This is a genomic window from Kitasatospora putterlickiae (assembly GCF_039527695.1).
GTDB classification, from domain to species: domain Bacteria; phylum Actinomycetota; class Actinomycetes; order Streptomycetales; family Streptomycetaceae; genus Kitasatospora; species Kitasatospora putterlickiae.
Genome location: NZ_BAAAKJ010000026.1, coordinates 8,585 through 19,136, shown reverse-complemented (window position 1 = coordinate 19,136; position 10,552 = coordinate 8,585). Strand labels below are relative to the sequence as shown.

At 73.3% G+C, this 10,552-nt stretch carries 11 protein-coding genes; 8 read left to right on the top strand and 3 right to left on the bottom strand.

The features are described 5' to 3' along the window. Nucleotides 1-35 precede the first annotated feature (35 nt). The 3 genes from ABD308_RS03305 to ABD308_RS03295 form a co-directional block, all read right to left on the bottom strand. Nucleotides 36-290, bottom strand: coding sequence for a hypothetical protein (locus ABD308_RS03305; RefSeq protein ID WP_344325242.1), 255 nt, complete (start codon nt 288-290; stop codon nt 36-38). Nucleotides 291-437: 147 nt separating this feature from the next. Next, the gene (locus tag ABD308_RS03300; RefSeq protein WP_344325239.1) at nt 438-812 is read right to left on the bottom strand and encodes an RNA-binding S4 domain-containing protein; all 375 of its coding nucleotides are present in this window, start codon (nt 810-812) and stop codon (nt 438-440) included. Nucleotides 813-833: 21 nt separating this feature from the next. After that, complete coding sequence (locus ABD308_RS03295) at nt 834-1,238, bottom strand: VOC family protein (protein ID WP_344325236.1); 405 nt, start codon at nt 1,236-1,238, stop codon at nt 834-836. Nucleotides 1,239-1,322: 84 nt separating this feature from the next. Here ABD308_RS03295 and ABD308_RS03290 point away from each other — a divergent pair, with 84 nt between their 5' ends. From ABD308_RS03290 to argH, 8 genes are all read left to right on the top strand, one after another. Then, nucleotides 1,323-2,546: a methyltransferase gene (locus ABD308_RS03290; RefSeq protein WP_344325233.1), complete on the top strand. Its 1,224-nt coding sequence runs from the start codon at nt 1,323-1,325 to the stop codon at nt 2,544-2,546. Between the two features lie 100 nt (nt 2,547-2,646). Beyond that, a complete protein-coding gene (gene argC, locus ABD308_RS03285; protein WP_344325230.1) occupies nt 2,647-3,675 on the top strand; it encodes an N-acetyl-gamma-glutamyl-phosphate reductase in 1,029 nt (342 codons plus the stop codon). Next, nucleotides 3,672-4,844: a bifunctional glutamate N-acetyltransferase/amino-acid acetyltransferase ArgJ gene (gene argJ, locus ABD308_RS03280; protein WP_344325227.1), complete on the top strand. Its 1,173-nt coding sequence runs from the start codon at nt 3,672-3,674 to the stop codon at nt 4,842-4,844. The genes argC and argJ overlap by 4 nt, the downstream gene beginning before the upstream one ends. A gap of 88 nt (nt 4,845-4,932) precedes the next feature. Next, entirely contained in the window at nt 4,933-5,808 is an 876-nt protein-coding gene (gene argB / locus ABD308_RS03275; protein ID WP_344325251.1) for an acetylglutamate kinase, read from the top strand. Then, the gene (locus ABD308_RS03270) at nt 5,805-7,013 is read left to right on the top strand and encodes an acetylornithine transaminase (protein WP_344325224.1); all 1,209 of its coding nucleotides are present in this window, start codon (nt 5,805-5,807) and stop codon (nt 7,011-7,013) included. Before argB ends, ABD308_RS03270 begins: the two co-directional genes overlap by 4 nt. 17 nt (nt 7,014-7,030) lie before the next feature. Beyond that, on the top strand, nt 7,031-7,579 hold the full coding sequence (locus ABD308_RS03265; RefSeq protein WP_344325221.1) for an arginine repressor: 549 nt from the start codon (nt 7,031-7,033) through the stop codon (nt 7,577-7,579). A 164-nt stretch (nt 7,580-7,743) separates the two neighbouring features. Further along, entirely contained in the window at nt 7,744-8,937 is a 1,194-nt protein-coding gene (locus ABD308_RS03260) for an argininosuccinate synthase (protein WP_344325218.1), read from the top strand. 80 nt (nt 8,938-9,017) lie between these two features. Then, nucleotides 9,018-10,451: an argininosuccinate lyase gene (gene argH, locus ABD308_RS03255; protein ID WP_344325215.1), complete on the top strand. Its 1,434-nt coding sequence runs from the start codon at nt 9,018-9,020 to the stop codon at nt 10,449-10,451. Nucleotides 10,452-10,552 lie beyond the last annotated feature (101 nt).

Below are 10,552 nucleotides of genomic sequence, written 5' to 3'. Positions count from 1 at the left end.
GACGTACGGCGTCGCCGGGCCCGCCCGCGGTGCGGTCAGACCCAGATGGAGAGGCGGGCCGTGTACGGCGGGAAGTCGAGGACGTCGCAGAAGTACGAGGACGCCTCGCCCCGGGCCACCAGGGCCTTGCCCGCGGCGTGGCAGGCGTCACCGCTCGCGTAGACGCCGACGTAGACGTAGCCGGTCGTCTTGGCCGTGGACGCCTGGGCCGCCGGGGCGGCGATCAGGCCGCCGGCCCCCGCCAGCAGTCCAGCCAGGGCCATGGTGGAAACCGCCTTGCGCAATGCCATGCCGGTGCTTCCTTCCTCGGACGCGAGCGCCGGACTGCCCGCCCGGCGCTTCGGGGAAGAGCTTCCGGCGGGCGACCGCCCGGAGACAATGGTCAAGACCAATTCGGCAGGAAGCTGCCGAGGCCCCCGGGACCACGGGGACGGGCGCTACGGCCGCCGCAGCTGCTCCATCTCCCGGCGGTCACGCTTGGTCGGCCGCCCGGCGCCCCGGTCGCGCACGCCCGGCGCGGCGACGAACTCGCGCGCCGGACGCGGCGGGCTGTTGTCCACCAGGCACGCCGCCGCGACCTCCGCGCCGACCCGCTTGCGGATCAGCTTCGTCACCACGACGACCCGCTCCCAGCCCTCGACGCGCACCCGGACCTCGTCGCCCGGCTTCAGCGCCTGCGCGGGCTTGGCCCGCTCGCCGTTGACCCGCACGTGCCCGGCCTTGCACGCCGCCGCCGCGGCCGACCGCGTCTTGGCCAGCCGCACCGACCAGATCCAGCTGTCGACCCGGACGCTTCCCTCGTCTTCGACCATCCTCCGAGCTTAGATCCATTTTCAGCGACGGCCGGGCGCCTCCTGGACCGCCCAGCCGTTGCCGTCCGGATCGCTGAAGAAGACGAAGGAGTTCCACAGCCCGCCCCGGCCGTCCACCCGGTCGCCGTCCTCGAAGTGCTGCACCGGGCTCACCTGCACGCCCCGCGCCATCAGCTCCGCGTGCGCCCGGTCGATGTCCGGCACCACCAGTTGCAGCCCCTTCAGCGAGCCGGCCGGCGCTTCCGTCAGCCCGGTCCCCACCACGATCGAGCAACTGGAGCCGGGCGGCGTCAGCTGCACCACCCGCACCCCGTCCCGGATCCGGCTGTCGTGGTCGACGGTGAAACCGGCCTGTTCCTCGTAGAAGAGCTTCGCCCGGTCGACGTCCGCCACCGGGACCACCACCACCTCAAGCTTCCAGTCCATGGCCTGCCCCTTCCGTCGGGCCCTCCCAGTATCGGCCGCCGCCCCGGTCCGCGCGCGGGCGCCGGTCGGCTAGCCTGGGCGGCGATGAACCACCTCGCCACGCCCGCCGCCGCGCCCCCGCTCCCGACCCCGTGGGGCCCCCTCGACCTCACCCGGTACCCGCGGGACCCGCGCGAGCGGCTGCGCGCCTGGGACGCCGCCGACGAGTACCTGCTGCGGCACCTGGCCGGCGAGAGCGACTCCGCCGAGGGCCGGGCCACCGCCCTGGCAGGCCGCGCCGTCACCGTCCTCGGCGACCGCTGGGGAGCCCTGGCCGCCGCGCTCGCCACCGCCCCCGCCGAGCAGGCCCCGGCGCGGATCACCCAGATCAGCGACTCGCACCTCGCCCAGCGCGCCACCGAGGCCAACCTCGCCCTGGCCGGCGCCGCCCCCGCCGCCGCCCGCCTGCTCACCACCCGCGACACCCCGCCCGAGCGGACCGACGTCCTGCTGGTGCGCGTCCCCAAGAGCCTCGCCCTGCTGGAGGACCAGCTGCACCGGCTCGCCCCGTCCCTCCACCCGGACACCGTGGTCCTCGGCACCGGCATGACCACCGAGATCCACACCTCCACGCTCGACCTCTTCGAGCGGATCCTCGGCCCCACCCGCACCACGCTCGCCGTCCGCAAGGCCCGGCTGATCCGCTGCACCCCGGACCGGACGCTCGACCCCGGCCCCAACCCCTGGCCGCACCGCTACGCCCTGCCCGGCGACATCGGTCCCGTCTCCGGCCGCACCGTGGTCAACCACGCCGGCACCTTCTGCGCCGACCGCCTGGACATCGGCACCCGCTTCCTCCTCGCCCACCTGCCCACCGCCGCCCCCGGCGCCCGCGTCGTCGACCTCGGCTGCGGCAACGGCGTGGTCGGCACCGCCGCGGCCCTCGCGGCCCCCGGCGCCGAGCTGGTCTTCGTCGACGAGTCCCACCAGGCCGTCGCCTCCGCGGAGGAGACCTTCCGCGCCAACCTCGGCCCCGAGGCCCGCGCCGAGTTCCTCACCGCCGACGCGCTGGGCGACGCGCCGGTCCCGGCCGACTCGGTGGACCTGGTCCTGAACAACCCGCCGTTCCACTCCCACCAGGCCACCACCGACGCCACCGCCTGGCGGATGTTCACCGGCGCCCGCCGCGCGCTGCGCCCCGGCGGCGAACTGTGGGTGGTCGGCAACCGCCACCTCGGCTACCACGTCAAGCTCCGCCGGCTGTTCGGCAACTGCCGGACGGTCGCGGGCAATCCGAAGTTCGTGGTGCTCAAGGCCGTCAAGCGCTGAGCGCCCGGGCGCGGCCCGGCCCCGGCGCGGGTTCTCCGCATACTCCTTGCATGAATGTTCCGTGCTGCGTATATTCATGCCACGACGAAGGAGGAACGCCATGGCATTGCGAGTCGCCGTCGCCGGCGCGAGCGGGTACGCGGGCGGTGAGGTGCTGCGCCTGCTGCTCGGCCACCCCGAGGTGGAGATCGGGGCGCTGACCGGCGGCTCGAACGCGGGCACCCGGCTGGGACTGCTCCAGCCGCACCTGCTGCCGCTGGCCGACCGGGTCCTGGAGCCGACCAGCCCCGAGGTGCTGGCCGATCACGACGTGGTGTTCCTGGCGCTGCCGCACGGCCAGTCCGCCGCCGTCGCCGAGGCGCTCGGCGAGAACGTGCTGGTCGTCGACTGCGGCGCCGACTTCCGGCTCAAGGCCGCCGCCGACTGGGAGCAGTTCTACGGCTCCGCGCACGCCGGCACCTGGCCCTACGGCCTGCCCGAGCTGCCCGGCCACCGCGCCGCGCTCAAGGGGTCCAACCGGATCGCCGTCCCCGGCTGCTACCCGACGGCCGTCTCGCTCGCCCTGTTCCCCGCCTACGCGGCGGGCCTGGCCGAGCCCGAGGCCGTGGTCGTCGCCGCCTCCGGCACCTCCGGCGCGGGCAAGGCCGCCAAGACCCACCTGCTGGGCAGCGAGGTGATGGGCAGCGTCAGCGCCTACGGCGTCGGCGGCGTCCACCGGCACACCCCGGAGATGTCCCAGAACCTCACCCCGCTCGCGGGCGAGCCGGTCACCGTCTCCTTCACCCCCACCCTGGTCCCGATGCCGCGCGGCATCCTCGCCACCTGCTCCGCCAAGGCGAAGCCCGGGGTCGGCGCCGGGGAGCTGCGCGCCGCCTACGCCGAGGCGTACGCCGACGAGCCGTTCGTGCGCCTGCTGCCCGAGGGGCAGTGGCCGCAGACCAGCAGCGTCTACGGCTCCAACGCCGCCCTGGTGCAGGTCGCCCTGGACGCGGCCGCCGGGCGGATCGTGGCGATCAGCGCGATCGACAACCTGGTCAAGGGCACCGCCGGCGGCGCGGTGCAGAGCATGAACATCGCCCTCGGCCTGCCCGAGGAACTGGGCCTTCCCGTGAACGGAGTCGCACCGTGACCGACCACCAGAACGTCGGCGTCACCGCCGCCCAGGGCTTCCGGGCCGCCGGCGTCACCGCCGGCATCAAGGCCTCCGGCACCCCGGACCTCGCGCTCGTCGTCAACGACGGGCCCACGCTCGCCGCCGCCGGCGTCTTCACCTCCAACCGGGTCAAGGCCGCCCCCGTCCTCTGGTCCGAGCAGGTCCTCAAGGGCGGCACCGTCTCCGCCGTGGTCCTCAACTCCGGCGGCGCCAACGCCTGCACCGGCCCGCTCGGCTTCCAGGACACCCACGCCACCGCCGAGAAGGTCGCCGAGGAACTGAAGCTCAACGCCGGCGAGGTCGCCGTCGCCTCCACCGGCCTGATCGGCGTGCGGCTGCCGATGGACATCCTGCTGCCCGGCGTCGCCACCGCCGCCGCCGCGCTCAGCGCCACCGGCGGCGAGCGGGCCGCGATCGCCATCAAGACCACCGACACCGTCCACAAGACCGCCCAGGTCACCAGCCCGGCCGGCTGGACGGTCGGCGGCATGGCCAAGGGCGCCGGCATGCTCGCCCCCGGCCTGGCCACCATGCTGGTGGTGCTCACCACCGACGCCGAGGCGGACGCCGCCGCGCTGGACGCCGCGCTGCGCGGCGCCACCCGCACCACCTTCGACCGGATCGACTCCGACGGCTGCATGTCCACCAACGACACCGTGCTGCTGCTCGCCTCCGGCGCCACCGGCACCGTCCCGGACCGGGCCGAGTTCGACGAGGCCGTGCGCACCGTCTGCGCCGACCTCGCCCGCCAGCTGATCGGCGACGCCGAGGGCGCGAGCAAGGACATCCGGATCGACGTCACCGGCGCCGCCACCGAGCAGGAGGCCGTCGACGTCGCCCGGGTGATCGGCCGCAACAACCTCCTCAAGTGCGCCATCCACGGCGAGGACCCCAACTGGGGCCGGGTGCTCGCCGCGATCGGCACCACCGACGCGGCCTTCGACCCCGACCGCCTGGACGTCGCCATCAACGGCGTCTGGGTCTGCCGCGACGGCAGCGTGGGGGAGGACCGCGACCTCGTCGACATGACCGGCCGCGAGGTCGTCATCACCGCGAACCTGAACGCCGGCGGCGCCGAGGCCACCCTGTGGACCAACGACCTCACCGCCGACTACGTGCACGAGAACAGCGCCTACTCCACCTGACAGCCGCCACCAGAGCCGGGGAATCAGAACAGTGCAGATCGCACCCAAGGGCGAACAGGCCCGCAACAACACCGCGTTGCCCAAGGCCATGACGCTCATCGAGGCCCTGCCGTGGCTGGAGCGCTTCCACGGCAAGACCGTCGTGATCAAGTTCGGCGGCAACGCCATGGTCGACGACGAGCTCAAGGCCGCCTTCGCCCAGGACGTCGTCTTCCTGCGCTTCGCCGGCCTGCACCCCGTCGTCGTGCACGGCGGCGGCCCGCAGATCAGCGCCCAGCTGGAGAAGCTCGGTCTGGAGTCCTCGTTCACCAACGGCCTGCGGGTCACCACCCCGGAGACCATGGACGTGGTCCGGATGGTGCTCGCCGGCCAGGTGCAGCGCGAACTCGTCGGCCTGCTCAACCGGCACGGGCCGTTCGCCGTCGGCCTGACCGGCGAGGACGCCCACACCATGACCGCCGTCAAGCGCTACGCCGTGGTCGACGGCGAGCAGGTCGACATCGGCCTGGTCGGCGACATCGTCAAGATCGAGGCCGGCGCGGTCAAGGCGCTGATCTCCGACGGCCGCATCCCGGTGGTCTCCTCGATCGCCCGCGGCGCCGACGGCCACGTCTACAACATCAACGCCGACACCGCCGCCGCGGCCCTCGCCGTCGCGCTCGGCGCCGAGATGCTCGTCGTCCTCACCGATGTCGAGGGCCTCTACAAGGACTGGCCGAAGTCCGACGACGTGATCAGCCAGCTCAACGCCTCCGAGCTGGACGAGCTGCTGCCGGGCCTGGCCAGCGGCATGCTGCCCAAGATGGAGGGCTGCCTGCGCGCCGTGCGCTCCGGCGTCGGCACCGCCCGCGTGCTGGACGGCCGGGTGCCGCACAGCCTGCTGCTGGAGATCTTCACCGACGAGGGCATCGGCACGATGGTCGTGCCCGACGACGAACCGACCGTGACCGGGGGACTCGCATGACTTCCAACGCCCAGCTCACCGAGCGGTGGCAGCACTCCTTCACCGACAACTACGGCACCCCGCGGATCCCGCTGGTCCGCGGCGAGGGCAGCAGGCTCTGGGACGCCGACGGCAAGGAGTACACCGACCTGCTCGGCGGCATCGCCGTCAACGCCCTCGGCACCGCCCACCCGGCCGTCGTCGAGGCCGTCAGCCGGCAGATCGCCACCCTCGGCCACGTCTCCAACCTCTTCATCGCCGAGCCCACCGTCACCCTCGCCGAGCGGCTGCTGCGCCTGGACGGCCGCCCCGGCCGGGTGTTCTTCTGCAACTCCGGCGCCGAGGCCAACGAGGCCGCCTTCAAGATCAGCCGCCGCACCGGGCGCACCCACCTGGTCGCGCTGCGGGGCGGCTTCCACGGCCGCACCATGGGCGCCCTCGCGCTCACCGGCCAGCCCGCCAAGCAGGACCCGTTCCGCCCGCTGCCCGGCGACGTCACGCACGTCCCGTTCGGCGACGTGGAGGCGCTGCGCGCGGCCGTCACCACGGAGACCGCCGCCGTCTTCCTAGAGCCGATCCAGGGCGAGAACGGGGCGATCCCACTGCCCGACGGCTACCTGGCCGCCGCCCGCGAGATCACCCGCGCCACCGGCACCCTGCTGGTCCTGGACGAGATCCAGACCGGCGTCGGCCGCACCGGCCACTGGTTCGCCCACCAGGCCTTCGAGGGCGTCGAGCCGGACGTCGTCACGCTCGCCAAGGCGCTCGGCGGCGGCCTGCCGATGGGCGCGGTGCTGGCCTTCGGCGAGGCGGCCGAACTGCTCACCCCGGGCCAGCACGGCACCACCTTCGGCGGCAACCCGGTGGCCGCGGCGGCCGGCCTCGCGGTGCTCGACACCATCGAGTCCGAGGGCCTGCTGGAGCACGCCCGCAAGATCGGCGAGCGGCTGCGGCACGGCGTCGAGGCGCTCGGCGACCCGCTGGTCTCGCACGTGCGCGGGGCCGGGATGCTGCTGGGCATCGTGCTCACCGAGCCGGTGTCGGCGCGGGTGCAGGCGGGCCTGCAGGAGGCCGGCTTCCTGGTGAACGCCGCAGTGCCGGACGCCGTGCGCCTCGCCCCGCCGCTGGTGCTCACCGAGCAGGAGGCGGACGCCTTCCTCGCGGCGCTGCCCGCCGTCCTGCGGACGGTCCGTGAGGGCGCCCCGGACGAGGCGAACCGCGGGTAGTCCGGGAGAATAATGACATGACCGTACCCAACTCCGGGCAGCCCGCCGCCGGCCCGTCGCCGCAGGTCCCGCAGACCCGCACCGCGCGTCACCGGCGGATCGTGGACCTGCTCACCCGCCAGCCCGTGCGCTCGCAGAGCCAGCTCGCCAAGCTGCTCGCCGACGACGGACTCGTGGTCACCCAGGCCACCCTCTCCCGGGACCTGGACGAGCTGGGCGCGGTGAAGATCCGCAACCGGGACGGCGCGCTCATCTACGCCGTCCCGGCCGAGGGCGGCGACCGCACCCCGCGCGCGCCGATGGGGGAGTCCGCCACCGAGGGCCGGATGGCCCGGCTGGCCGGCGAGCTCATGGTCTCCGCGACCGCCTCCGGCAACCTGGTCGTGCTGCGCACCCCGCCGGGCGCGGCGCAGTTCCTCGCCTCGGCGATCGACCAGGCGGAGGTGTTCGAGATCATCGGCACCATCGCCGGCGACGACACCGTGCTGCTGATCAGCCGCGACCCCTTCGGCGGCCAGGCGCTCGCCGACCACCTGATGCAACTCGCCCAGGCGAAGACGCAGTAGGGGCGCACCAGCCCTCGTCCCGTCCGCCTGTGGGCCCGGTTCCGACCGGGCCCACAGGTGTATCCGGAACCCGCTCGCCGACGGCGTTTTGAATTTCATACGGAGTAGTGCATACTTATGCCTATCGCCGTAAGCCTGTTCGCACAGTTGTGAAGGAGAAAGCCGTGACCGAGCGCGTCGTACTCGCCTACTCGGGCGGTCTGGACACGTCCGTCTGCATCGGCTGGATCGCCGAGGAGACGGGCGCCGAGGTCATCGCCGTCGCCGTCGACGTCGGCCAGGGCGGCGAGGACCTGGACGTCATCCGCCAGCGGGCGCTGGACTGCGGTGCCGTCGAGGCCGAGGTCGCCGACGCCCGCGACGAGTTCGCCGACGAGTACTGCCTGCCGGCGCTCAAGGCCAACGCCCTCTACCAGGGCGAGTACCCGCTGGTGTCCGCCCTCTCCCGGCCGGTCATCGTCAAGCACCTGGTCGCCGCCGCGCAGAAGCACGGCGCCACCACCGTCGCCCACGGCTGCACCGGCAAGGGCAACGACCAGGTCCGCTTCGAGGTCGGCATCAACTCCCTCGCCCCGGGCCTCAAGTGCATCGCCCCGGTCCGCGACTACGCGATGACCCGGGACAAGGCCATCGCCTTCGCCGAGGCCAAGGGCCTGCCGATCGCCACCACCAAGAAGTCCCCGTACTCGATCGACCAGAACGTCTTCGGACGGGCCGTCGAGACCGGCTTCCTGGAGGACATCTGGAACGCCCCGATCGAGGACGTCTACGAGTACACCCAGAACCCGGCCACCCCCCGCGAGGCCGACGAGGTGGTCATCACCTTCGAGGCCGGTGTGCCGGTCGCCGTCGACGGCCGCAAGGTCACCGTCCTGCAGGCCATCGAGGAGCTCAACAAGCGGGCCGGCGCCCAGGGCGTGGGCCGCCTCGACATGGTCGAGGACCGGCTCGTCGGCATCAAGTCCCGGGAGATCTACGAGGCCCCCGGCGCGATCGCCCTCATCACCGCCCACCAGGCGCTGGAGAACGTCACCGTCGAGCGCGAACTCGCCCGCTACAAGCGGCAGGTGGAGCAGCGCTGGGCCGAGCTGGTCTACGACGGCCTGTGGTTCTCCCCGCTCAAGCGCGCCCTGGACGGCTTCGTCAACGAGGCCAACCAGCACGTCTCCGGCGACATCCGGATGGTCCTGCACGGCGGCCGGGCCGTCGTCAACGGCCGCAAGTCCGAGCAGTCGCTGTACGACTTCAACCTCGCCACCTACGACACCGGCGACACCTTCGACCAGTCGATGTCCAAGGGCTTCATCGAGATCTTCGGCCTCTCCTCGAAGATCGCCGCCCGGCGCGACCTGGGCTGAGCCCGCCCGTGGCCCCGGCCGCACCAGGCCGGGGCCGCCCCCTCCCCCTCCCGCACGTCAGTTTCAGTAAGGAGCCAGTGATGTCCGCCGACCAGACCGCCTCCGGTGGCGACGTCCGCCTCTGGGGTGCCCGCTTCGCCGACGGCCCGTCCGAGGCCCTGGCCAGGCTCTCCGCCTCGGTGCACTTCGACTGGCGCCTCGCCCCCTACGACATCGCCGGCTCCAAGGCCCACGCCCGCGTCCTGCACAAGGCCGGCCTGCTCGACGACGGCGAACTCGCCGCGATGCTCGACGGACTCGACCGGCTGCTCACCGACGTCGAGGCCGGCACCTTCACCGGCACCATCGCCGACGAGGACGTCCACACCGCCCTGGAGCGCGGCCTGCTGGAGCGCCTCGGCCCCGACCTCGGCGGCAAGCTGCGGGCCGGCCGCTCCCGCAACGACCAGATCGCCACCCTCTTCCGGATGTACCTGCGGGACCACGCGAAGACCATCGGCGGCCTGCTGCTCGACCTCCAGCACGCCCTGGTCGGCCTCGCCGAGGCCCACCCGGACACCGCGATGCCGGGCCGCACCCACCTCCAGCACGCCCAGCCCGTGCTCTTCGCCCACCACGTCCTCGCGCACGTGCAGGCCCTCGGCCGCGACGCCGAGCGGCTGCGCCAGTGGGACGCCCGCACCGCCGTCAGCCCCTACGGCTCCGGGGCGCTGGCCGGCTCCTCGCTCGGCCTCGACCCGCAGGCCGTCGCCGCCGACCTCGGCTTCGAGGGCGGCTCCGTCGGCAACTCCATCGACGGCACCGCCTCGCGCGACTTCGTCGCCGAATTCGCCTTCGTCACCGCGATGATCGGGATCAACCTCTCCCGGATCGCGGAGGAGGTGATCATCTGGAACACCAAGGAGTTCGGCTTCATCACGCTGCACGACGCCTTCTCCACCGGCTCGTCGATCATGCCGCAGAAGAAGAACCCCGACATCGCCGAACTCGCCCGCGGCAAGTCCGGCCGGCTCATCGGCAACCTCACCGGCCTGCTCGCCACCCTCAAGGCCCTCCCGCTCGCCTACAACCGCGACCTCCAGGAGGACAAGGAGCCGGTCTTCGACTCCTGCGACACCCTTGAGGTCCTGCTGCCCGCCTTCACCGGCATGATGGCGACGCTCACCGTCCACCGCGAGCGGCTCGAAGAGCTCGCCCCGGCCGGCTTCTCGCTCGCCACCGACATCGCCGAGTGGCTCGTCAAGCAGGGCGTGCCGTTCCGGGTCGCCCACGAGGTCGCCGGCGCCTGCGTCAAGGAGTGCGAGGCCCGGGGCATCGAGCTCGCCGACCTGACGGACGCGCAGTTCGCCGACATCTCCGAGCACCTCACCCCCGAGGTGCGCACCGTGCTCAGCGTGCACGGCGCGATCGCCGCCCGCAACGGCCGCGGCGGCACCGCCCCCAGCGCCGTCGCCACGCAGCTCACCGAGGTCAAGGCCGACCTCGCCGCCCAGCAGGAGTGGGTGACCGGCTGACACCGGCCGGTCACCCGGGGGAGGGGCGCGGCGGACGAACCGCCGCGCCCCGCCCGCGCGTCCCCCACGGCGAACGGCCCCTCCGTACACCGCCGGTCCCG

Excerpts from the sequence above, each read along its gene's own strand:
- ABD308_RS03305 (WP_344325242.1), bottom strand. The coding sequence starts at position 290 with ATGGCATTGCGCAAGGCGGTTTCCACCATGGCCCTGGCTGGACTGCTG.
- ABD308_RS03300 (WP_344325239.1), bottom strand. The coding sequence starts at position 812 with ATGGTCGAAGACGAGGGAAGCGTCCGGGTCGACAGCTGGATCTGGTCG.
- ABD308_RS03295 (WP_344325236.1), bottom strand. The coding sequence starts at position 1,238 with ATGGACTGGAAGCTTGAGGTGGTGGTGGTCCCGGTGGCGGACGTCGAC.
- ABD308_RS03290 (WP_344325233.1), top strand. The coding sequence starts at position 1,323 with ATGAACCACCTCGCCACGCCCGCCGCCGCGCCCCCGCTCCCGACCCCG.
- argC (WP_344325230.1), top strand. The coding sequence starts at position 2,647 with ATGGCATTGCGAGTCGCCGTCGCCGGCGCGAGCGGGTACGCGGGCGGT.
- argB (WP_344325251.1), top strand. The coding sequence starts at position 4,933 with ATGACGCTCATCGAGGCCCTGCCGTGGCTGGAGCGCTTCCACGGCAAG.
- ABD308_RS03270 (WP_344325224.1), top strand. The coding sequence starts at position 5,805 with ATGACTTCCAACGCCCAGCTCACCGAGCGGTGGCAGCACTCCTTCACC.
- ABD308_RS03265 (WP_344325221.1), top strand. The coding sequence starts at position 7,031 with ATGACCGTACCCAACTCCGGGCAGCCCGCCGCCGGCCCGTCGCCGCAG.
- argH (WP_344325215.1), top strand. The coding sequence starts at position 9,018 with ATGTCCGCCGACCAGACCGCCTCCGGTGGCGACGTCCGCCTCTGGGGT.